Source organism: Streptomyces sp. NPDC002004 (assembly GCF_053593975.1).
This window is the reverse complement of the sequence record NZ_JBSFDP010000064.1, coordinates 1-21,603: the sequence shown is the minus strand read 5'-3', so window position 1 is coordinate 21,603 and position 21,603 is coordinate 1. Positions and strand designations below refer to the sequence as shown.

The 21,603-nt window shown below is 70.4% G+C and carries 19 protein-coding genes and 1 riboswitch; of the genes, 14 read left to right on the top strand and 5 right to left on the bottom strand.

Annotated elements, in window-relative coordinates; all coding sequences use genetic code 11:
• The first annotated feature begins 240 nt into the window (after positions 1-240).
• The 10 genes from ACWCP6_RS36470 (at position 241) to ACWCP6_RS36425 (ending at position 10,962) form a co-directional block, all read left to right on the top strand.
• Entirely contained in the window at positions 241-849 is a 609-nt protein-coding gene (locus ACWCP6_RS36470; RefSeq protein ID WP_450936962.1) for a CDP-alcohol phosphatidyltransferase family protein, read from the top strand.
• A gap of 118 nt (positions 850-967) precedes the next feature.
• Positions 968-3,463 carry a sugar phosphate nucleotidyltransferase gene (locus ACWCP6_RS36465; RefSeq protein WP_450936961.1) on the top strand — a complete coding sequence of 832 codons (2,496 nt, stop codon included), beginning with the start codon at positions 968-970 and terminating at the stop codon, positions 3,461-3,463.
• A 101-nt stretch (positions 3,464-3,564) separates the two neighbouring features.
• Entirely contained in the window at positions 3,565-4,467 is a 903-nt protein-coding gene (locus tag ACWCP6_RS36460; RefSeq protein ID WP_450936960.1) for a DUF881 domain-containing protein, read from the top strand.
• A complete protein-coding gene (locus tag ACWCP6_RS36455; protein ID WP_450936959.1) occupies positions 4,464-4,796 on the top strand; it encodes a small basic family protein in 333 nt (110 codons plus the stop codon). The genes ACWCP6_RS36460 and ACWCP6_RS36455 overlap by 4 nt, the downstream gene beginning before the upstream one ends.
• A gap of 506 nt (positions 4,797-5,302) precedes the next feature.
• Complete coding sequence (locus ACWCP6_RS36450; protein ID WP_450936963.1) at positions 5,303-6,127, top strand: DUF881 domain-containing protein; 825 nt, start codon at positions 5,303-5,305, stop codon at positions 6,125-6,127.
• 61 nt (positions 6,128-6,188) lie between these two features.
• Positions 6,189-7,157: an FHA domain-containing protein gene (locus tag ACWCP6_RS36445; RefSeq protein WP_450936958.1), complete on the top strand. Its 969-nt coding sequence runs from the start codon at positions 6,189-6,191 to the stop codon at positions 7,155-7,157.
• Between the two features lie 30 nt (positions 7,158-7,187).
• On the top strand, positions 7,188-7,931 hold the full coding sequence (gene ftsR, locus ACWCP6_RS36440) for a transcriptional regulator FtsR (protein ID WP_450936957.1): 744 nt from the start codon (positions 7,188-7,190) through the stop codon (positions 7,929-7,931).
• A gap of 96 nt (positions 7,932-8,027) precedes the next feature.
• Positions 8,028-8,504, top strand: coding sequence for a bifunctional nuclease family protein (locus tag ACWCP6_RS36435; protein WP_450936956.1), 477 nt, complete (start codon positions 8,028-8,030; stop codon positions 8,502-8,504).
• Positions 8,505-8,673: 169 nt separating this feature from the next.
• A complete protein-coding gene (locus ACWCP6_RS36430; RefSeq protein ID WP_450936955.1) occupies positions 8,674-9,330 on the top strand; it encodes a MerR family transcriptional regulator in 657 nt (218 codons plus the stop codon).
• 183 nt (positions 9,331-9,513) lie between these two features.
• The gene (locus tag ACWCP6_RS36425; RefSeq protein WP_450936954.1) at positions 9,514-10,962 is read left to right on the top strand and encodes a DNA polymerase IV; all 1,449 of its coding nucleotides are present in this window, start codon (positions 9,514-9,516) and stop codon (positions 10,960-10,962) included.
• A gap of 129 nt (positions 10,963-11,091) precedes the next feature.
• Here ACWCP6_RS36425 and ACWCP6_RS36420 read toward each other — a convergent pair whose 3' ends face one another.
• A complete protein-coding gene (locus ACWCP6_RS36420) occupies positions 11,092-11,472 on the bottom strand; it encodes a PRC-barrel domain-containing protein (RefSeq protein ID WP_450936953.1) in 381 nt (126 codons plus the stop codon).
• Positions 11,473-11,585: 113 nt separating this feature from the next.
• Positions 11,586-11,681: riboswitch (glycine riboswitch) on the top strand.
• A gap of 173 nt (positions 11,682-11,854) precedes the next feature.
• Here ACWCP6_RS36420 and gcvP point away from each other — a divergent pair.
• Complete coding sequence (gene gcvP, locus ACWCP6_RS36415) at positions 11,855-14,740, top strand: aminomethyl-transferring glycine dehydrogenase (protein ID WP_450936952.1); 2,886 nt, start codon at positions 11,855-11,857, stop codon at positions 14,738-14,740.
• Between the two features lie 70 nt (positions 14,741-14,810).
• Here the strand turns inward: gcvP and ACWCP6_RS36410 are convergent, their stop codons facing one another.
• Together ACWCP6_RS36410 and ACWCP6_RS36405 are read right to left on the bottom strand one after the other, a co-directional pair.
• The gene (locus ACWCP6_RS36410; protein WP_450936951.1) at positions 14,811-15,017 is read right to left on the bottom strand and encodes a DUF5999 family protein; all 207 of its coding nucleotides are present in this window, start codon (positions 15,015-15,017) and stop codon (positions 14,811-14,813) included.
• 255 nt (positions 15,018-15,272) lie between these two features.
• Positions 15,273-15,863: a hypothetical protein gene (locus ACWCP6_RS36405; RefSeq protein WP_450936950.1), complete on the bottom strand. Its 591-nt coding sequence runs from the start codon at positions 15,861-15,863 to the stop codon at positions 15,273-15,275.
• 530 nt (positions 15,864-16,393) lie between these two features.
• On the opposite strand from ACWCP6_RS36405, the gene ACWCP6_RS36400 reads away from it, so the two are divergent.
• Together ACWCP6_RS36400 and ACWCP6_RS36395 are read left to right on the top strand one after the other, a co-directional pair.
• The gene (locus tag ACWCP6_RS36400; RefSeq protein ID WP_450936949.1) at positions 16,394-17,911 is read left to right on the top strand and encodes a glutamate--cysteine ligase; all 1,518 of its coding nucleotides are present in this window, start codon (positions 16,394-16,396) and stop codon (positions 17,909-17,911) included.
• Between the two features lie 169 nt (positions 17,912-18,080).
• Entirely contained in the window at positions 18,081-18,881 is an 801-nt protein-coding gene (locus ACWCP6_RS36395; protein ID WP_450936948.1) for a CPBP family intramembrane glutamic endopeptidase, read from the top strand.
• Between the two features lie 195 nt (positions 18,882-19,076).
• Here ACWCP6_RS36395 and ACWCP6_RS36390 read toward each other — a convergent pair whose 3' ends face one another.
• On the bottom strand, positions 19,077-19,886 hold the full coding sequence (locus ACWCP6_RS36390) for a PhzF family phenazine biosynthesis protein (RefSeq protein WP_450936947.1): 810 nt from the start codon (positions 19,884-19,886) through the stop codon (positions 19,077-19,079).
• 356 nt (positions 19,887-20,242) lie between these two features.
• Positions 20,243-20,827 carry a Clp protease N-terminal domain-containing protein gene (locus tag ACWCP6_RS36385; RefSeq protein WP_450936946.1) on the bottom strand — a complete coding sequence of 195 codons (585 nt, stop codon included), beginning with the start codon at positions 20,825-20,827 and terminating at the stop codon, positions 20,243-20,245.
• A gap of 240 nt (positions 20,828-21,067) precedes the next feature.
• Here ACWCP6_RS36385 and ACWCP6_RS36380 point away from each other — a divergent pair, with 240 nt between their 5' ends.
• Entirely contained in the window at positions 21,068-21,496 is a 429-nt protein-coding gene (locus tag ACWCP6_RS36380) for a type II toxin-antitoxin system Rv0910 family toxin (protein ID WP_450936945.1), read from the top strand.
• The last annotated feature ends 107 nt before the right edge of the window (positions 21,497-21,603 follow it).

The window sequence follows — 21,603 nt, the reverse complement described above, 5'->3', positions numbered from 1 at the left end:
AGAGTAGGACGCCGCCGAACAAATTTTGAGAAGAGCCCCAACTTCTGGATCCGGTCCGGGAGTTGGGGCTCTTCTGCGTTTACGGGGCCATTCTCGCCTGCTGCTTTCACGGCAGGCCCGTCCTGTGCCCGCACCATCGCTGTATGCCCTCGCGTCCACCCCTCCGCATCCAAGGCCAAGGGCTGACGGTAAGGTCAGGGGGCATTGTAGGTTCGTTCCCCCCCCACAGGAGGCCCCCGGGTGGAGGTCCAGGAGACCCGTGTCCAGACGGACCGGGTCCTCACCATCCCGAACATCCTCAGCATGGCGCGTCTCGTCGGCGTGCCGGTCTTCCTGTGGCTGATCCTCAGGCCGGAGTTCGGCGGCCCCAACAGTGATGGCTGGGCACTGCTCATCCTCGCGTTCAGCGGCATCAGCGACTATCTCGACGGCAAGCTCGCCCGGCGCTGGAATCAGATCAGCAGCCTCGGCCGGCTCCTCGACCCTGCGGCCGACCGGCTCTACATTCTGTCGACTCTCGTAGGACTCACCTGGCGCGAGATTCTTCCGCTGTGGCTGACCTGTGTACTGCTGGCCCGCGAACTGGTTCTGCTGGTGATGGTCGGCATCCTCAGACGGCACGGCTATCCGCCGCCTCAGGTGAACTTCCTCGGCAAGGCGGCGACGTTCAACCTGATGTACGCGTTTCCGTTGCTGCTGCTGAGCGACGGAAGCGGATGGCTCGCGCCGCTGGCCACGGTTTTCGGATGGGCGTTCGCCGGATGGGGTACAACCCTGTACTGGTGGGCAGGAATCCTCTACGTGGTTCAGGTCCGCCGACTTGTCCGGGCGGACGCCATGGCCGATTGAACTCGCCGATCGGGCGCCCCCTGGAGGCCTCGGATGGCCCGCACCCGATAATTGCGGGACAATCTGGACGGGTGAAGTCGGCCAACCGTCGTCTCTTCTCGAGGAGGACGCTTCCGACATGAAGGCCGTCGTGATGGCCGGAGGCGAAGGCACACGCCTTCGTCCCATGACCTCAAGCATGCCCAAGCCGCTCCTGCCGGTCGTCAACCGGCCGATCATGGAGCATGTGCTACGGCTGCTCAAGCGGCATGGGCTCACAGAGACCGTCGTAACAGTCCAGTTCCTGGCCTCGTTGGTCAAGAACTACTTCGGCGACGGCGAAGAGCTCGGCATGGAGCTCACCTATGCCAATGAGGAGAAGCCACTCGGTACTGCCGGCAGCGTGAAAAACGCCGAGGCAGCTCTCAAGGACGACGCGTTCCTCGTGATCTCCGGTGACGCTCTCACAGACTTCGATCTGACCGACCTGATCAATTTCCACAAGGAGAAGGGCGCAATGGTCACCGTGTGCCTCACACGGGTGCCCAATCCTCTGGAATTCGGGATCACGATCGTCGACGAGGAGGGCAAGGTCGAGCGCTTCCTGGAGAAGCCGACCTGGGGCCAGGTCTTCTCCGACACCGTGAATACGGGCATCTATGTGATGGAGCCCGAGGTATTCAACTACGTCGAGCCCGACGTGCCCGTCGACTGGTCCGGCGACGTCTTCCCGCAGTTGATGAAGGAAGGCAAGCCGATCTTCGGCTATGTCGCCGAGGGCTACTGGGAGGACGTCGGCACCCACGAGAGCTACGTCAAGGCCCAGGCCGACGTGCTCGAGGGCAAGGTCGACGTGGACATCGACGGCTTCGAGATCTCGCCCGGAGTATGGGTCGCCGAAGGCGCCGAAGTGCACTCCGACGCGGTACTGCGCGGCCCCCTCTACATCGGCGACTACGCCAAGATCGAAGCCGATGCGGAAATCCGCGAACACACGGTCGTCGGGTCGAACGTGGTCGTCAAGAGCGGCGCCTTTCTGCACAGGGCCGTTGTGCACGACAACGTCTACATCGGCGAACACAGCAACCTCCGCGGCTGCGTCGTCGGCAAGAACACCGACATCATGCGCGCGGCCCGCATCGAGGACGGCGCCGTCATCGGCGACGAGTGCCTCATCGGTGAGGAATCGATTGTCCAGGGCAATGTACGGGTCTACCCGTTCAAGACGATCGAGGCCGGCGCCTTCGTCAACACGTCGGTCATCTGGGAGTCCCGCGGCCAGGCGCATCTGTTCGGCGCGCGAGGCGTCTCGGGCATCCTGAACGTGGAGATCACACCCGAACTGGCCGTACGGCTGGCCGGCGCCTACGCCACCACGCTCAAGAAGGGCTCCACCGTCACAACGGCCCGTGACCACTCACGAGGCGCGCGTGCCCTGAAGCGAGCGGTGATCTCCGCGCTGCAGGCCAGTGCGATCGACGTACGGGACCTGGAGAACGTACCGCTGCCGGTGGCGCGCCAGCAGACCGCGCGTGGCAGCGCGGGCGGGATCATGATCCGGACCTCACCCGGGGTGCCGGACTCCGTCGACATCATGTTCTTCGACGAACAGGGCGCGGATCTGTCGCAGGGCGGCCAGCGGAAGCTGGACCGGGTGTTCGCCCGCCAGGAGTACCGGCGTGCCTTCCCCGGCGAGATCGGCGACCTCTACTTCCCGTCCAGCGTGTACGACTCGTACACGGGCTCGCTGTTGCGGAACGTCGACACGACCGGCATCGCAGAGTCCGGTCTGAAGGTCGTCGTCGACGCGTCCAACGGCAGTGCGGGTCTGGTCCTGCCGAGCCTGCTCGGCAAGCTGGGCGTCGACTCGCTGACGATCAACCCGGGCCTGGACGAGTCCCGGCCCACCGAGACCGCCGATACCCGCAGGTCGGGGCTGGTGCGGCTGGGCGAGATCGTGGCGTCCGCGCGGGCTGCTTTCGGGGTGCGCTTCGACCCGGTGGGCGAGCGGGTGTCCCTCGTCGACGAGAAGGGGCGCATCGTCGAGGACGACCGTGCCCTGCTGGTGCTGCTCGACCTGGTCGCGGCCGAACGCCGCAGCGGGCGCGTCGCTCTTCCGGTCACCACGACCCGTATCGCCGAACAGGTCGCCGCGTACCACGGCACGCAGGTGGAGTGGACCACCACCTCGCCCGACGACCTCACGCGCGTGGTGCGGCAGGAAGGGACGATCTTCGGCGGGGACGGCATGGGCGGGTTCATCGTGCCCGAGTTCAGCAGCGTCTTCGACGGGACGGCCGCCTTCGTACGGCTCATCGGACTGGTGGCCCGGACACAGCTCACGCTGAGCCAGATCGACGCGCGGATTCCGCGGGCGCACGTGCTGCGGCGGGACCTGGCGACCCCGTGGGCCGTCAAGGGGCTCGTCATGCGGCGGGTCGTCGAGGCGGCCGGCGACCGTTCCGTGGACACCACGGACGGTGTGCGGGTCGTGGAGGCCGACGGTCGCTGGGTACTGGTCCTCCCGGACCCCGCCGAGGCCGTCACCCATCTGTGGGCCGAGGGTCCCGACGACGCGTCCGCCCAGGCCCTGCTCGACGAGTGGTCGGCCGTCGTCGACAGCGCAGGTCACTGACCGTTCCCCGCTGCGGGAACCAGTGCCGGACAGCCCTCGAGCCGGGGGCTGTCCGGCACTTCGGTGGGGCCATTCGGAGGTAGGCCGCACGACGTGCGACGATGTGCGGCATGCCGCAGCAGCCCCCCGTTCGGAGCACACCGCCGCGCCCCGCGCGCCCGGACGCCTCCATGTCGCTGCTCACCAACGTCATGGACCACAGCCTCGACGACGGATACGCCGAGGCGGCTGCCAGGAAGCGGGCGGCGGGCCAGGCGGGTCTGCCCCGCACCCTGCGGGCCAGACTCGGGCTCGCGGCCGGTCTGGTCCTCGCCGCGCTGGTGGTGACCGTGGGGGCCGCACAGGCCCGGGTCGCGGCTCCGGTGATGGCCAAGGAGCGCCAGGAGCTGATCGACCGGATCGGGCGCGAGACAGCGACCGCCGACAAGCTCGAGAGCACCGTCGACGGGCTCCGCGGCGACGTGGGCAAGAAACAGCGTGACGCCCTCAAGAAGCAGGGCGGGGAGCAGGGCGAGCTGGTCGGGCTGCTGTCCGGCGCGACCGCCGTCCACGGTCCTGGCGTGAAGCTCGTCGTGAACGACGCCAAGGAGGCCGACGAAGGCGGCGGGGGCGGTCCTCGCGAGAGCCCCGGGTTCTCCGACACCGGGCGGGTGCGGGACCGGGACATGCAGCGCGTCGTGAACGGGCTCTGGGCGTCGGGTGCCGAAGCCATCGCGATCAACGGGCAGCGGCTCACCGCCCTGTCGGCCATCCGGGCGGCGGGTGACGCGATACTGGTCGACAACAGGCCGCTGGTGCCGCCGTACACGGTGCTCGCGGTGGGGGACGGGCAGCGTCTGAGCACGCGGTTCCAGAACGGTGCGGACGGTCTCTACCTGCACGCTCTGCAGGAGAACTTCGGGATCAGGACCGGCATTTCCGTCCAGCACGACGTCCGGCTGCCCGCAGCGCCGAGCGTCATCGTACGTACAGCAGAGCCGAGAGCAGGGAAGGGCACATCGTGATCGCCGTACTGGGCCTCGTCGTGGGAGTCGTGGTCGGAATCTTGGTCCGGCCCGAGGTTCCGGCGGTTGTGGAGCCTTACCTCCCGATCGCCGTCGTCGCGGCGCTCGACGCCGTTTTCGGCGGTCTGCGGGCCATGCTCGACGGCATCTTCGACGACAAGGTCTTCGTCGTGTCGTTCCTGTCCAATGTCGTCGTCGCCGCCCTGATCGTGTTCCTCGGCGACAAACTGGGCGTCGGCGCCCAGTTGTCCACCGGTGTGGTGGTCGTCCTCGGCATCCGTATCTTCTCCAACGCGGCCGCGATCCGGCGGCATGTGTTCCGGGCGTGAGGCCGATGAGTACGGACGACAGCGCCGCACACGGCGACGAGCCGCGCGGTCGGCACACCGATGAGCCGCGCGACCGGCACGCGGACCGGCACGCGGACCGGCCGGACGAGCCCGAGCGCGGCGGAGCGCAGCCGAGGGACACCGAGCGCCGCGGGGAGTACCCGCGTGAGCCCGGGCCCCGCGTGGAGGGCCCGCGCCAGGACGAGCGCCGAACCGAGCGCCCGCAGGGCGACGGAGACCGCCCCGCCGAGCGTCCGCACGAGCGCCGTGCGGAGCGCCCGCTCGATGACCGACGTCCCGCGGAGCGTCCGTCCGAGGGCCGCGTGGAGCACCCGCAGCAGGATGTGCGCCGGCTCGAACGCCCTCACGAGCATCGCGCGGAGCGCCCGCACGGCGACGTGCGCCGAGCCGAACGCGCTGACGTGCGCCGCGTCGAGCGCCCTCACGAGGACCGTCCCGAGCGCCCGCAGGAGCACCGCGCCGAGCGCCCGCGTGACCAGCGGCCGATCCCGTCGGGAGAGCCGCACACCCACCACCTGCGCAGGGAACTGCCCGACGAGGTGACCGCCCGGCCCACCCCCGCGACGCCGGGGGCGGAGGAGCCGCAGCTGACCGGGCGGCAGCGCCTCGCGAAGGGCCTGTGGCCGCCGCGGTTCAGCCGCGCCCAGTTCATCGTGGCGCTGCTGCTGGCCGGACTCGGCTTCGGGCTGGCGGTCCAGGTGGCGTCGAACAGCCAGAGCAGCGCACTGCGCGGTGCGCGCCAGGAGGATCTCGTACGCATCCTCGATGAACTGGATGACCGTACGCAGCGTCTGGAGGATGAGAAGCAAGGTCTCGACAACCAGCGCAAGGAGCTGGAGAACAGCTCGAACCAGGCCGCGGAGGCCCGCAAGCAGACCGCCGAGAAGGAACGTCAACTCGGCATCCTGGCGGGCACGGTGGCCGCGCAGGGCCCCGGGATCACGCTCACCGTCCACGACAGGAAGGGATCGGTCCAGGCCGACATGCTGCTCGACACGATCCAGGAGCTGCGCGCCGCCGGAGCGGAGGCGATCCAGGTCAACGACGTGCGCGTCGTCGCGAACACCTACCTCACCGACGCGGCCGGGGGCGGCGTGAGCGTGGACGGCCACAAGATCGGCCAGCCGTACCGCTTCAAGGTGATCGGCAAGCCGCAGGACCTCGAGCCGGCGCTCAACATCCCCGGCGGAGTGGTGCAGACTCTGGAGAAGGAGCAGGCCACCGTCGCCGTGGACCGCTCCGAGAAGATCATTGTGGACGCCTTGCGAGCTGCGAAGCGGCCTGACTACGCTCGGTCGTCCTCCCAGTGAGGCAGGGTTGCATGGGGCCCGCCCGGCAAGGGCATGAGGTTGCGGGGGGTCGGCGCACCGGATGGGTGGTGCGTGGTGGAAACTGTCTGGTGGTTACGGACGTTGTGCAGGTGTCCGGGTTGGCAGGCGTGTGCTGTCAGGGTTCGTCCTGCCCCACGGGCGGGTCTGTTTCAGTCAAGGGGAATCGCCCGTGAAGTTGTTTGCGAAGTTGTTCGGCAAGAGTGCACGCGAGGACAGCGGCGATACCGCTGCCCGGCATCGTGCTCCGCGCCACGGAGATGCGGAGGAGCAGGGGGTCGAGCGCCCGCTGTTCCGCGATGAGGTCGCTGCTCCGGGCGGTGACATTTCGGGCGGACAGGGTGCGTCTTCTGTTGACCCTGCCGCATCCGCCCGCATAGGTTTCGGGGAACCGTCAACCTCAAGTACGGGTGGAGGGTTTGCCTCCGACCCGTACGCGTCCCAAGCCCCCAGCGGGCAGCCGCGGCAGGAGGCCCCGTCCATGTCGGTCCTGGTTTGTACGAGGTGCGGGAACCGCAATGCGGAGGCGAGCCGCTTCTGCTCCAACTGCGGTGCGCCGCTGCGCGGAACGGCCGAGCGTCCGTCGGAGACGACCTCGACCATCTCGATCTCGGGTATCGAGGCGTACGACTCCGAGGTCACCGGCCAGACCGCGTCCCCGGCGCTGTCGCCCGAGGCGCAGGCCGCCGTCGACGCTCTGCCGGCCGGTTCGGCGCTCCTGGTGGTCCGCCGCGGTCCGAACTCGGGCAGCCGCTTCCTGCTGGACGGCGAGCTGACGACGGCCGGACGTCATCCGCAGAGCGACATCTTCCTCGACGACGTGACCGTGTCGCGCCGTCATGTGGAGTTCCGTCGTGGCGCGGACGGCGTCTTCACCGTCGCGGACGTAGGCAGCCTGAACGGTACCTACGTCAACCGGGAGCGGATCGACTCGGTTGCGCTGTCGAACGGTGACGAGGTGCAGATCGGCAAGTACCGCCTGGTCTTCTACGCCAGCCAGCGGGGCCTCTGACCCTTCGGGCACGTCCATCGGGGAAGGTTCATGCTGCATACACCGAGCGGCGGTGCCGGGCGCGGCACCGCCGCCCCGGACGGCCGGCTGATGAGCATCGGCACCGTGCTGAACGCCCTGCGGGACGAATTCCCCGAGGTCACGATCTCCAAGATCCGGTTCCTGGAGTCCGAGGGACTGATCGAGCCGCAGCGCACTCCGTCGGGGTACCGGAAGTTCAGCCCCGAGGACGTCGAGCGGCTGGCGCATGTGCTGCGCATGCAGCGGGACCACTACCTGCCGCTCCGGGTCATCCGGGAACACCTGGATGCCCTGGAGCGGGGCGAGCCGGTCCCGTCGTCGTCCGCGGGAGCCCACGGCCCCGGTGGCGATGGGGAACCCTCCCGGAGTGGGGACACGCCCACGGCGGCCCGTGTGGGGCGCGCCGAGCTGCTGGCGGCCGCCGGGATCGACGAGCAGCAGCTTGTGGAATGGGAGTCGTACGGCCTCGTCGGCGAGCTGCCGGACGGGGGGTACGACGCCGAGGCGGTCACCGTTGCTGCGCTCGTGGTCGAGCTGGGGCGCTTCGGGATCGAACCGCGCCATCTGCGAGCCATGAAGGCGTCCGCAGACCGTGAGGCGGGCCTGGTGGACCAGGTGGTGGCGCCGCTGCGCAGGCACCGCAATCCGCAGACCAGGGCGCACGCCGAGGTGCGCACCAGGGAGCTCGCGGGGCTCACGACGAGGCTGCACGCGGCACTCGTGCAGATGGAGCTCGGGGTGCGTCTGCCCTGACGGGAGGCCTGTTCCGATGGGCGGCAATACCGGCTGATCGGCCTGTATCGGGTGCCCGACTACCCAAAGGTGCCGGGCACGGCCTAGGGTTGCTGTGTGAACGAGCTCGACGTCGTAGGTGTCCGGGTCGAAATGCCCTCCAACCAGCCGATCGTGCTCCTGCGCGAAGTGGGAGGCGACCGCTACCTCCCCATCTGGATCGGGCCCGGGGAGGCGACAGCGATCGCTTTCGCGCAGCAGGGCATGGCTCCGGCCCGACCGCTCACGCACGATCTGTTCAAGGACGTTCTCGAGGCCGTGGGCCAGGAACTCACCGAGGTGCGCATCACGGACCTGCGTGAGGGCGTGTTCTACGCGGAGCTCGTGTTCGCCAGCGGGGTCGAGGTCAGTGCGCGGCCATCCGACGCCATAGCGCTGGCGCTGCGCACCGGGACCCCGATCTACGGAAGCGACGGGGTCCTGGACGATGCGGGCATCGCCATCCCGGACGAGCAGGAGGACGAGGTGGAGAAGTTCCGCGAGTTCCTCGACCAGATCTCGCCCGAGGACTTCGGCAGCAGCAGCGGCCAGTGAGACCACGACCGACGCCGGGCCCAGGGCATTCCGCTAGCCTTTCCCCCCGGTCGGGCACGGCAAACCACTCGTAGGGTGATTATCACTCGGCGTGCCGAGTGTGGCGATCGTTGACGCACCCCAGGTGACTGCCTACCGTCGAGAGGGCAGGTCGAGGACGGAGGTCGGCGTGAGAAGCAGCGGCGACGGTACGCCCGGGGGTGCCCCCGGACGGGGTCTGGGGGAGGCTGGTCTGTACTCGCTTCACAGCAGCGTGGATTCGGTCCACGGCGGCATGGCCGGTCATTCCGCGCAGCGGCCGGCGGCGGCCCAGGACCACCAGGACGCGACGTCCGAACAGATCGGTTATCGCGGTCCGACCGCGTGCGCGGCCGCGGGAATCACCTACCGGCAGCTCGACTACTGGGCGCGCACGGGCCTCGTCGAACCGAGCGTGCGGCCCGCGTACGGGTCGGGGACACAGCGCCTCTACAGCTTTCGGGACGTCGTCGTCCTGAAGATCGTCAAGCGGTTCCTGGACACGGGTGTGTCCCTGCAGAACATCCGGGCCGCCGTCCAGCATCTGCGGGAGCGCGGCTTCCAGGACCTGGAGCGCATGACGCTGATGTGCGACGGTGCGACGGTCTACGAATGCTCGTCACCGGACGAGGTGCACGATCTGCTCCAGGGCGGCCAGGGGGTCTTCGGGATCGCCGTCGGTGTGGTCTGGCGGGACGTGGAGAGCGCGCTCTCGCAGCTGCACGGCGAGCGGATCGACACCGGCGAGACGCTCATCGGGCACAGCCCGGCCGACGAGCTGGCGCGACGCCGCAACCGCGCGGTCTGACACTCCGTCCCGGCGCGTCCGCCTTCGTCGGGCGCGCCGACGGGGATCGCAAGGGCCTGCCCGTGCGATACGCGCCCTGTCCCGCCAGGCGGGCTTCCAGGGGCCGGCACGTGCCGGCGCGTGCCGGGCACCGAGCGGCGCCGCCTCCGGGCGTTGTCAGTGGTGTAGGGCAGCATCGACCGTGTGAGAACCGCGCCCACCATCCTGCATCTCGACATGGATGCCTTCTACGCCTCCGCGGAGCAGGCGGCCAAGCCGAGTCTGCGCGGAAAGGCCGTGGTGGTGGGCGGGCTCGGACCGCGCGGTGTGGTGGCCACGGCGTCGTACGAAGCACGGAAGTTCGGGGTGCACTCCGCGATGCCGATGGCGCAGGCACGGCGGCTCGCTCCCCACGCCGCCTACCTCGTGCCCCGCTTCGGTCTCTACCGCGACATCAGCGAGCAGGTCATGGGGCTGCTGCGGGAGCTGTCGCCGCTCGTGGAGCCCTTGAGCCTGGACGAGGCGTTCGTGGACCTGGAGGCCGGGGAAGCGGCCTGGGACGCGGCGTCCGCGCAGGCGGTCGGGGTGCGGCTGCGCACCGACATCAAGGCGGTGACCGGGCTGACCGGCTCGGTCGGGCTCGCGGCCTCGAAGATGCTCGCGAAGATCGCCTCCGAGCAGGCCAAGCCGGACGGCCTGGTGCTGATAGCGCCGGGCACCGAGCGGGCGCTGCTCGGGCCCATGTCGGTGCGGACGCTGCCCGGCGTGGGGCCCGCCACCGGGGACCATCTGCGGCGGGCCGGGATCCTCACGGTCGAGGAGATCGCGGAGGCCGGTGAGGAAGAGCTCGTACGCCTGCTGGGCAAGGCCCACGGGCAGTCGCTGTACGCGATGGCGCTCGCGCACGACGACCGACCGGTGGTGGCCGAGCGGGACGCGAAGTCGGTGTCGGTCGAGGACACGTACGACGTGGACATCCACGACCGGGTACGGGTCCGTACGGAGGTGCAGCGGCTCGCCGACCGGTGCGTGCACCGTCTGCGGGCCGCCGGCCGCTCGGGCCGCACCGTGGTGCTCAAGGTGCGGCGGTACGACTTCTCGACGCTCACCCGGTCCGAGACGCTCCGGGGGCCGACGGACGACCCGACGGTCGTACGGGAAGCCGCCGCGCGCCTCCTGGAGGCCGTGGACACCACGGGCGGGGTCCGGCTGCTCGGGGTCGGCGTCAGCGGGCTGGCCGACTACACGCAGGAGGACCTGTTCGCCCAGGCCGCCGAGGCGTCCGCGGAGAAGTCGGCGCACCACGAGCCGGCTCCGGTGCCGGCATCGGAGGAGCCCGCTGCGCCGTCCGAGCGGCGCTGGTCGGCGGGGCACGACGTGCGGCACGCGGTGTACGGGCCGGGATGGGTGCAGGGCAGCGGCCTTGGGAGGGTGACCGTACGGTTCGAGACGCCGGACTCGCCTCCCGGCCGGGTGCGCACCTTCCGGACGGACGACCCGGACCTGGAGCCCGCCCATCCGCTGCCCCTGGTGGCGGCCGCCGAGCGGGGGCTGGGGCCATCGGGCGGGGGAGCGGACGGCGGCGAGCCGGAGCACGCGGTGGCTCCGCCGGAGGCGTCGCCCGGAGCACCGGGAACCGCGCCGTCCGCGTGATGTGTCGGCCCCGGGTACAGGGCGGCGAGCCCGCCGTCTCCGGCCATCGAGCGGCGGCCCGGTCCGGGCTGCCCGGGCCGCGCGGGCGGCGGTTCGCCGCTGCAGGCCCCGGGGCTGCGGGCTCCTGTTTCAGGACTCGCCGTCGTCGTTCGACAGCCGGCCGAAGTCGTGGTCGGGCAGCGGGGGCGAGTCCGGCGCCGCGATGTCGAGTCCGTAGTGGTGGTAGAGCTGGAGCTCCTGCTCGGGCGACAGGTGCCGGCCGACGCCGAAGTCGGGCGCGTCCTTGATCAGGGCGCGTTCGAACGGGACGCGGAGCGTGCCTTCGACCAGTTCGCTGGGCTCCAGGGGAACAAAGGCGTCGCGGCTGAACAGACCGGTCCGTATGGCCGCCCACTCCGGAATACCGGTCGCGTCGTCGAGGTAGACCTCGTCCACGGTGCCGAGCTTGGTTCCGTTGCGGTCGAACGCCTTGCGGCCGATCAGGTTGCGCGGATCGATGTCGGTCTGCACGTGCCCTCCAGCTGCTCGCAACTCATCCGTAAGCACTACGAAAGAGCACATTGGGGCGGGCGGCCACTCGAGGTCCCCGTGCTGGTCCTCGCTGGTAGGCTGGCAGCGGCCGCTGACCCCGTGCGGGAGAGTCCCCTGGTTGCCACCGGGGGCGCCGAAGGAGCAAATCCTCCCCGGAATCTCTCAGGCACCAGTACCGCACGGACGAGGTCACTCTGGAAAGCAGAGCGGACGGCATCCGCTCTCACCGACGGTGAAAGCCGGTGCGCCCATGACGGGCGGACCGGCGAAGCTCTCAGGTTGAGATGACAGAGGGGGAGGCCGTCCGGGCACCCGCGCCGTGGTGCCCCTCGCAGGTCGCGCCAGACCAGGAGGCCTCCGCATGACCGCCAACCGCATTCCGCTCTCCCAGCTCGAACAGGGCATCCCCTTCGAGCAGCGTCACATCGGTCCCGATACCGAGGCCCGGGCCAAGATGCTCGCGCACGTCGGGTACGGCTCACTCGACGAGCTCACGGCGACCGCGGTGCCGGATGTGATCAAGAGCGCCGATGCGCTCGACCTGCCCGGTGGCCGCTCCGAGGCCGAGGTCCTCGCCGAACTGCGTTCCCTCGCGGACCGCAACCAGGTCCTGGACTCCATGATCGGCCTGGGCTACTACGGCACGTTCACACCTCCGGTGATCCTGCGCAACGTCATGGAGAGCCCGGCCTGGTACACCGCCTACACGCCGTACCAGCCGGAGATCTCGCAGGGCCGCCTGGAGGCGCTGCTGAACTTCCAGACGATGGTCGCCGAGCTGACCGGACTGCCCACCTCCGGCGCCTCCCTGCTCGACGAGGGCACCGCGGCCGCCGAGGCCATGGCGCTGTCCCGACGCATGGGCAAGGTCAAGAACGGCGTGTTCCTGGTCGACGCCGACACCCTTCCGCAGACCGTCGCCGTCATAGAGACCCGCGCGGAGCCGACCGGTGTCGAGGTCGTCGTCGCCGACCTGAGCAGCGGCATTCCGACCGAGGTCGCGGAGCGCGGCGTGGTCGGCGTGCTGCTGCAGTACCCGGGCGCCTCCGGAGCCGTCCGCGACCTCAAGCCGGTCATCGAGCAGGCGCACGAGCTGGGTGCGGTCGTCACCGTCGCTGCGGACCTGCTCGCGCTGACCCTGCTCGCCTCGCCCGGTGAGCTCGGCGCCGACATCGCCGTCGGCACCACGCAGCGCTTCGGCGTTCCCATGGGCTTCGGCGGCCCGCACGCCGGCTACATGGCCGTCCGCGAGAAGTTCGCCCGCAGCCTGCCCGGCCGTCTCGTGGGTGTCTCCGTCGACGCCGACGGCCACAAGGCCTACCGGCTCGCCCTGCAGACCCGCGAGCAGCACATCCGCCGTGAGAAGGCCACCAGCAACATCTGCACCGCGCAGGTGCTGCTCGCCGTCATGGCCGGCATGTACGCCGTCTACCACGGCCCCGACGGCCTGAAGGCGATCGCGCGGCGGACCCACCGCTACGCCACCGTCCTCGCCGAGGGCCTCAAGGCCGGCGGCGTCGAGGTCGTGCACGGCTCCTACTTCGACACCCTGACCGTGCGCGTGCCCGGCAGGGCCGCCGAGGTCGTCGCCGCCGCCCGCGAGGGCGGGGTCAACCTCCGCCAGGTGGACGCGGACCACGTGAGCATCGCCTGCGACGAGACCACCACGCGCACCCAGATCGGCGCCGTGTGGACCGCCTTCGCCGTGGAGGCCGACATCGACGTGCTGGACGCGTCGGTCGCCGACACCCTGCCCGGCGCGCTGCTGCGCACCGACGACTTCCTGAACCACCCGGTCTTCCACAGCCACCGCTCCGAGACCGCGATGCTGCGCTACCTGCGCAAGCTGTCCGACCGCGACTACGCGCTCGACCGCGGCATGATCCCGCTGGGCTCCTGCACCATGAAGCTCAACGCGACCACCGAGATGGAGCCGGTCACCTGGCCCGAGTTCGGGCAGCTGCACCCCTTCGCGCCCGCCGACCAGGCCCAGGGCTACCTGACGCTCATCCGCGAGCTGGAGGAGCGGCTGGCCGAGGTCACCGGGTACGACAAGGTGTCCCTGCAGCCCAACGCCGGATCGCAGGGCGAACTGGCCGGTCTGCTCGCTGTGCGCGGCTACCACCGCGCCAACGGGGACGACCAGCGCACCGTCTGCCTCATCCCGTCCTCCGCGCACGGCACGAACGCCGCGAGCGCGGTCATGGCCGGCATGAAGGTCGTCGTCGTGAAGACCGCGGAGGACGGCGAGATCGACATCGAGGACCTGCACGCCAAGATCGAGCAGTACCGCGACGAACTCTCCGTCCTGATGATCACCTACCCGTCGACGCACGGCGTCTTCGAGGAGCACGTCGCCGACATCTGCGCCGCGGTGCACGACGCCGGCGGCCAGGTGTACGTCGACGGCGCCAACCTCAACGCCCTCGTCGGTCTCGCCAAGCCGGGCCACTTCGGCGGCGACGTCTCGCACCTCAACCTGCACAAGACGTTCTGCATCCCGCACGGCGGCGGTGGCCCCGGCGTCGGCCCGGTCGGCGTCCGCGCCCACCTCGCCCCCTACCTGCCGAACCACCCGCTCCAGCCCGCCGCGGGCCCCGAGACCGGTGTCGGCCCCATCTCCGCCGCCCCGTGGGGCTCGGCGGGAATCCTGCCGATCTCGTGGGCGTACGTCCGGCTCATGGGCGGCGAGGGCCTCAAGCGCGCCACGCAGGTGGCCGTGCTCTCGGCGAACTACATCGCCAAGCGCCTGGAGCCGCACTACCCGGTGCTGTACACGGGCCCCGGCGGTCTCGTCGCGCACGAGTGCATCATCGACCTGCGTCCGCTGACCAAGGCGACCGGTGTGACCGTGGACGACATCGCCAAGCGCCTCATCGACTACGGCTTCCACGCGCCGACGATGTCCTTCCCGGTGGCCGGCACGCTGATGATCGAGCCCACCGAGTCCGAGGACCTCGGTGAGCTGGACCGGTTCTGCGAGGCGATGATCGCCATCCGCGCGGAGATCGAGAAGGTCGGCTCCGGCGAGTGGCCCGCGGAGGACAACCCGCTGTGCAACGCCCCGCACACCGCCCGTGCGCTGGGCGGCGACTGGGAGCACGCCTACTCGCGGGAGACGGCGGTCTTCCCGGCGGGCGTCTCGGCCGCGGACAAGTACTGGCCGCCGGTGCGCCGGATCGACCAGGCCTTCGGCGACCGGAACCTCGTCTGCTCCTGCCCGCCCATGGACGCGTACGAGGACTGAGGACGTACTGAAAGGGGCCGGTCCCGGGGAATCCCCCGGGGCCGGCCCCTTCGCCGTCCGCGGACCGCCGTTACGCGGCGGTCACCACCTGGGCCGTGTCCAGTGGCCGGTGGGGCGCGATGACCTGTCCGTCCGGCAGCAGCTCACCGGTGTCCTCGAAGAGCAGGACCCCATTGCACAGAAGGCTCCACCCCTGCTCCGGGTGGTGCGCCATGGGGCGCGCGGCCTCCCGGTCCGCGGAGTCGGCTGATGGGCAAGGTGGCTGGTGCTGGCACATGGAAGGGATCTTTCGCTGTGGAGTGGTGTCTGTCCTGCGGCTCGATGCACTGTTCATGGCCGCCCCCCGTATCTGTGGTGTCCTGTCCCCAGTGTTGCCCCGCGGGCGTCGCTCCGCAGGGATTTCGCGGCAGCTCTCCTCACTGGTTCATGACGCATCACTCTGCCGGGCGGTTCAATCCATGTGCCTCGTCAGTTCGGATGGTTCGGGATGGCCGGACCGGGCTAGTCCGGCCATCGTGGTCACCCTGTGCGGTCAGGCGGGCGAGCCCAGTAGCGGCGGAGGCAGCGGTGATACACGCAGTGTGAGGACCGGCAGCAGATCCGCCACGAGGTGCGGACGGTGCGCCGCGATGCCGGGCGGAGCCGGGGCGATCGGCACCAGCAGGTCCGTCGGCTCTGGCTGTCCCGTTGCGGCGTCCGCGGCGGGGTCTCCGTGCAGCCACAACGTGAGCATGTACAGCTTGGGGACCGACAGCAGGCGCGCCTGGTAGGGCGTCGGCAGGTTCTCGGCCTGATGGAGGGCGAGCTCCGTCGCGGTGATGTACGGGCCTTCGAAGAAGTGCGAGAAGGCCCAGCCGTCCGGGGTGAGCATCGTGTCGGCGGCGGCGACGGCGCGGTCCCCGGAGCGGATGAGGAAGCGCCACCCGGCGAGGTGGGTGGTCGGTGCGCCGGCCGGGCTGACGCCGTCCAGCACATGCACGGGCAGCGGCAGTTCGGCACTGACCGGTCCCGTGGCAGTGCGCAACGACGGAGTGCGCGCCTCACGGACGGCCGTGGGGGAAGCCAGTGCCGCGACAACGCTGCGCAGGGCGGGCGCGGGGGCAGGGGGAACATGCAGCGGCATGGTGGGTCGCCTCTCATTCGACAGGCACAGTGGAGCGAGGGCAGGTGTGCGGACGGCGCTGTCAGCTCTCGGGGTCAGAGGGGGCGGGGTGGTGGTGACCGCGAGCGCCAACTCTCTGCCTCGTGCGCGAAGTTTATACGACGCGTGTTCTCGCAGTGTTTCCTCTAGCCCGTCCCGACACGCGGAACAAGGCGATATCCGGACGCCGGGCTGCGGTAATTCCTCCCGATTTCAGAGGATGCCCGGCTCCGTGACCTCGTATGCCTTCCTACGAGGGGTCGGCCGATACTAGTCGGCATTTTTACCAGAGCCGGACGCAGGGAAACCGCGCAGTGGTCCATGCCTCGTGAATGTGCCTCAGGAACGCTGCATCGAGCGTACTCGTTCGTGGGTTCGCGCGTGCGGTTCCGGTGCCCTTCGCCGCGGTTTTCGATCTCCCGGACGTAGTTACAGATCCCATCGGCGGGGCATCATCCCCCCTGACGTAGCGGCCGGTTGGCCGGGCCGCCCACCGAGGAGGGGACGCTCCGATGGGGGAGAAGGTCGAGGCAGGCGTGTTCGACCTGTCCGATCGTCAGCGCTATCGAAAGAAGCTCCAGAAGTGTCTGGAGGGGCTGGCGCGACTGTTGGAGGAGGAGCGATTCGATCGGCCCAAGAATCTCATGGGGCTCGAGATCGAGTTGAATCTCGCCGGTTCCGACGGCATGCCGCGGATGATGAATGCGCAGGTGCTCGAGCGCATCGCCAGTGCTGATTTTCAGACGGAACTAGGAATGTTCAACCTGGAGGTGAACATCGCGCCCCACCGATTGGGCGACCGTGTTCTCGACCGGCTCTCCGAAGAGCTGCGCACCGGACTGGCATATGCGCACCGGAAAGCGAACGAAGCCGGCGCCGGGATCCTGATGATCGGCATTCTGCCGACCCTCGGCCACCACGACCTGACCTCCGCGAACCTGTCGGCCGGTGACCGCTACACCCTCCTCAACGACCAGATCGTCGCCTCCCGGGGCGAGGACTTCGTGCTGGACATCGAGGGCGTGGAGCGTCTGACCTGCACCGCGACGTCGATCGCGCCCGAATCGGCGTGCACCTCGGTGCAGTTGCACCTTCAGGTCACGCCCGCGCGCTTCCCCGACGTGTGGAACGCCGCCCAGGCGGTGGCGGCCGCGCAGATCGCGGTGGGTGCCAACTCGCCCTTCCTGTTCGGGCGCGAGCTGTGGCGCGAGTCGCGGCCCCCGCTGTTCCTTCAGTCGACGGACACCCGGCCGCCGGAGCTTCAGGCGCAGGGAGTCCGGCCGCGCACCTGGTTCGGGGAGCGGTGGATCGAATCGCCGTACGAGCTCTTCGAGGAGAATCTGCGGTACTTCCCCGCGCTGCTGCCGCTGTGCGACGACGAGGATCCCCAGCGGGTCCTCGACGCGGGCGGGGTGCCGCGGCTCGGCGAGCTGGTGCTGCACAACGGCACCGTGTACCGCTGGAACCGCCCCGTCTACGGCATCGCCGACGGCGTGCCGCATCTACGGGTGGAGAACCGGGTGCTGCCCGCCGGGCCGACCGTGACCGACGTGATCGCCAATGCGGCCTTCTACTACGGGGCCGTGCGCGCGCTCGCCGAGGACGCGCGGCCGGTGTGGACCCGGCTGCCCTTCGAGGCCGCGGCCGCGAACTTCGACGCGGCCTGCCGGTACGGCATCGAGGCAACTCTGGAGTGGCCGCGGGGCGGGCGCTACGGCGGCACGGAACGGATCCCCGCCGTCTCGCTGATCCAGGACGAGCTGCTGCCGCTGGCCGCGGCCGGCCTGGACGCATGGGGCGTCGAGCCGGCCGACCGGGACCTCTATCTGGGCGTCATCGAGGAGCGCTGCCGACGTCGGGTCAACGGCGCCACATGGCAGGCGGCCACCTTCCACGAGGCGCTGGAGAGCGGCCTGGACCGGGACGCGGCACTGGCCGCCACGACACGCCGCTACACCGAGCTGATGCACCTGGGCGAGCCCGTCCACACCTGGCCCGTGGGGCTGCCCGAAGCGCTGCCCGTGGGCTGAGCAGACGAGCGCGAAGGACGGCCGGACCCTGCGGGGTCCGGCCGTCCTCGCCGTTCCCGGAGACCGCCCCACGGCGGCCGAGCGCACGGCTCGACCGCGTCTGTTCCATACTCGTCGGCATGCTGGGCGAGGATGGGATCCAGGCGGGCCTACTCAACGGGAGGCAGGAGTGCAGGCGGAGGCGGAACCAGTGGCCGAATCATTTCCGGTGGAGCGGCTCTCGCGGAGGATCTTCAGGGACGAGACGCTGCTCGTGCTCGGGCTGTCCCTGGGGGCCAGCGGAGTCTCCGCGCTGATCAGCTTCGTCGGATCGGTCACGAAACCGGGCGGCCTCAAGGACCAGGCCGCGACGATGAACCCATCGGCGGCGCCGGGACGGCCCTGGCTCGATCTCGCCTGGCAGCTGTTCGGCATCGCGAGCGCGCTGGTGCCGGTGGCGCTCGTCGCACACCTCCTGCTGCGTGAGGGCTCCGGGCTGCGGGCCATCGGCTTCGACCGGACCAGGCCCTGGCCCGACCTGGGCCGCGGAGCCGCGATCGCGGCGGTCATCGGCAGCACCGGCATCGCCTTCTACCTCGCCGCCCGCGGACTCGGCTTCAACCTCACCGTCGTTCCCGAGGCGCTGCCGTCCGTGTGGTGGAAGTACCCCGTGCTCGTCCTGTCGGCGGTGCAGAACGCCGTCCTGGAGGAAGTCATCGTGGTGGGCTATCTGCTGCGCCGGCTGCGGCAGTTGGGCTGGACCCCGGGCACGGCCCTCGTCGCGAGCTCCGTACTGCGCGGCTCGTACCACCTCTACCAGGGCATCGGCGGCTTCGTCGGCAACATGGTGATGGGCGGGGTGTTCGTCCTCCTCTACCGGCGCTGGGGACGCGTCGGCCCGCTGGTCGTGGCCCACTCCCTGCTCGACATCGGGGCGTTCGTGGGATACGCCCTGCTCGCGGGCAAGGTGGGGTGGCTGCCGACGCCGTGAACGGGGCTGTCACGCGAGTGACCGAGGCCCGGGTGCGGGCGACGGAACCTCGCGCCTGACCGCGCGTACGGTACGAGGCGTCCCGGCCGCCTCGCCCGACCGCCGCGTACCGTGCGCGGCGACCCGGCCGCCGGACCGAGGCGTACGGCTCGCCGGCCGTCGCCTCGTCCCCACCCGGCCGCCCCGCCCGGTCGGCTACACCAGCAGGTCGCCCTCGATCGTGGTGATCGCGCGGCCCCTCAGCAGCGTGCGGTCGCCGTGGACCTCGGTGCGGACGAGGCCGCCGCGCGCCGACGCCTGGCGACCGGTGAGGGCGGTGCGGCCCGTGCGCGCGGACCAGAAGGGTGCGAGGGCGGTGTGCGCGCTGCCCGTGACCGGGTCCTCGTCGATGCCGACGCGTGGGAAGAAGCAGCGCGACACGAAGTCGTAGCCCCGGGCGGGGTCCGCTGCCGGTGCGGTGGCGAGGACGCCGCGCTCGCAGTGCGCGGTGAGCGCCCCGAGGTCCGGGGCCAGGTCCAGCACGGTCTTCTCGTCGGCGAGTTCGACGAGCAGGGCGTCGATGTGGGCCCCGGCGTCGTGCACGGACAACGGCTCTGCGCCGAGTGCGTCGGCGAGGGCCGCCGGCGGCTCGATGCGGCTGAGAGGCGCCGTGGGGAAGTCCATGGCGATGGTGCCGTCGTCGTGCGCGGTCGCCGTCAGGATCCCGCTGCGGGTGATGAAGCGGACCGTGCCCGATGCGGCCCCGGTGGTGTGCAGGACGTGTGCCGTCGCCAGTGTGGCGTGACCGCACATGTCGACCTCCGTGACCGGGGTGAACCACCGCAGCGCCCAGTCCGCGTCCCCGCCCGCGGGCAGCGGGTGCGCGAAGGCCGTCTCCGCATGGTTCACCTCGCGCGCCACGTGCTGAAGCCGTGCGTCGTCGGGGAAGTCGTCGAGGAGCAGGACCCCGGCGGGGTTCCCGGTGAACGGGCGGTCGGCGAAGGCGTCCACGATTCGAATGCGCATGACCAGACGCTAGGCGGCGGGCGGAGCCGCAGGCCAAGGCCAATCGGGGAGTCGTGGACCGGTCTTCGGTCGAAGTCGTGGGGCTCACCGCCTTCCGGGGCCCGCCAACCGCTCCTGCGAGGGCGAGCAGATCTGGTGGTTCACCGTCATCGACGGCAAGGTCTCGGAGATCCGCGCCGTCAGCGACCGCCTCGGAATGTTCCTCCACCTCGGCCGGCCCTGGCCGGCCGCCGACCGAGCAGCCATGGAATCCGCCGCTGTCAGGCGTGGCTGACCGCCCAGGCGCGGTACCAGTCCGAAGCGGCGGAACAGCGGCGCGCCTCGGAACGCACTACGGCGTGGACACGCGACCCGCTTCAGCGCCCCCGGCCCGGCCCTTCGCACATCTCCGCGGGGCGTTCATCGAGCCGGCGCAGCAGCTCGGTCTCGTCGACGCCGGCGCGCCGCAATACCTCGACGGCCCGGCACTCGGGGTCCGCGACCATCGCCGCGAACAGGTCGACGCCCTCGGCGAGGAGCTCACCGCGGCGCGCGGCGCGCTCGCAGGCGGCCGCCATCGCCGTGGCCGCGGCCGGCGAAAGGCCCGCCTCGCACGCGACGGGCACGGAGCCCGAGTCCTCGACGGTGACCTGCCACCGCAGCCCGTATCCGATGCTGCGCTGCACCAGGTAGCCCAGCACCCGTGCGATCTGCGAGCCGTCGGCCAGCGAGGCGCGCACCGCCGGGTCGGACTCGAGGAGCGAGTGCAGCAGATGCGCCGTGTCGATCAGCCGGTCCCCGTCGCGCACCGCCCGGCGTCGCGCACCGGCCAGCGCCGAGGCCAGCTCGGCAGTGAGCCTGACGTCCGGTTCGGCGCGGGTCGGGGGGCCGCTGTCCACGGCCCGGGGCGGTATACGGGGTTGCACGGCTCCCACCCCATCAGTCCCGAAGGGACGGAACATCGGCGGCGGGAAGCATTTCCGCGTCCAGCACAGGTTGTGCACGGATGCGCCGCTTCTCCTCCTTGAGGATGAGATCGGGCCACATTCCCCCGAGGACGCTGCGCCGCCATGCCCTGCGTTCCGTGTGCGGCTGCCGGGGCGCGACCCCGCCTCGCGAAATTCCTGACGGTTCATCAGTATTGAATGTTCGAGACCGTGCGGCTACGTTCCGCGACACCATTGACGAGAAGGGGTGGTCGCATGGCCGAAGTCAGCGCGGAAGCACGGATCGGAGCGCCCGCCGGGAAGGTCTGGACGCAGCTCACCGACTTCTCCGCGTACGGCGAGTGGAACGCGACGCACACGAGCTTCCCCAAGGGCGGCCCCTCGTCACTCGAAGTGGGCGGCACCTTCGAGGAGAACATGAAGCTGATGGGCTTCCCGGCCGAGGTCACCTGGACCATCGAGGAGCTGGACGCCGGCCGCCTCCTCGCGATCAGGGGCAAGGGTCCCATGGGCGTCATCGTCGGCACGCGCTACACACTCACCCCCGACGGCGACGCGACGACGCTGCGCATCGACGGCGAGTTCACGGGCGCAGCGGTGACGCTGATGGCGGGCAAGCTGAAGGACTCGGCGACGGCCGCGCTCAACGAGTCACTGCGCAAGCTGGGCGGCCTGGTGACCTGACGTCCCGTCCACGCACGTGGGCGGCCGGACGACGGCGGCGCCCCGTGGACCTGCTCGTCAACAACGCGGGCTTCGGCAACAAGGGCCACTACCTCGAGGTCCCGCTC

Coding starts and splice junctions, on each gene's coding strand:
- ACWCP6_RS36465 (WP_450936961.1), top strand. CDS start 968: ATGAAGGCCGTCGTGATGGCCGGAGGCGAAGGCACACGCCTTCGTCCC.
- ACWCP6_RS36460 (WP_450936960.1), top strand. CDS start 3,565: ATGTGCGGCATGCCGCAGCAGCCCCCCGTTCGGAGCACACCGCCGCGC.
- ACWCP6_RS36445 (WP_450936958.1), top strand. CDS start 6,189: ATGGGTGGTGCGTGGTGGAAACTGTCTGGTGGTTACGGACGTTGTGCA.
- ftsR (WP_450936957.1), top strand. CDS start 7,188: ATGCTGCATACACCGAGCGGCGGTGCCGGGCGCGGCACCGCCGCCCCG.
- gcvP (WP_450936952.1), top strand. CDS start 11,855: ATGACCGCCAACCGCATTCCGCTCTCCCAGCTCGAACAGGGCATCCCC.
- ACWCP6_RS36410 (WP_450936951.1), bottom strand. CDS start 15,017: ATGTGCCAGCACCAGCCACCTTGCCCATCAGCCGACTCCGCGGACCGG.
- ACWCP6_RS36405 (WP_450936950.1), bottom strand. CDS start 15,863: ATGCCGCTGCATGTTCCCCCTGCCCCCGCGCCCGCCCTGCGCAGCGTT.
- ACWCP6_RS36400 (WP_450936949.1), top strand. CDS start 16,394: ATGGGGGAGAAGGTCGAGGCAGGCGTGTTCGACCTGTCCGATCGTCAG.
- ACWCP6_RS36390 (WP_450936947.1), bottom strand. CDS start 19,886: ATGCGCATTCGAATCGTGGACGCCTTCGCCGACCGCCCGTTCACCGGG.
- ACWCP6_RS36385 (WP_450936946.1), bottom strand. CDS start 20,827: ATGTTCCGTCCCTTCGGGACTGATGGGGTGGGAGCCGTGCAACCCCGT.
- ACWCP6_RS36380 (WP_450936945.1), top strand. CDS start 21,068: ATGGCCGAAGTCAGCGCGGAAGCACGGATCGGAGCGCCCGCCGGGAAG.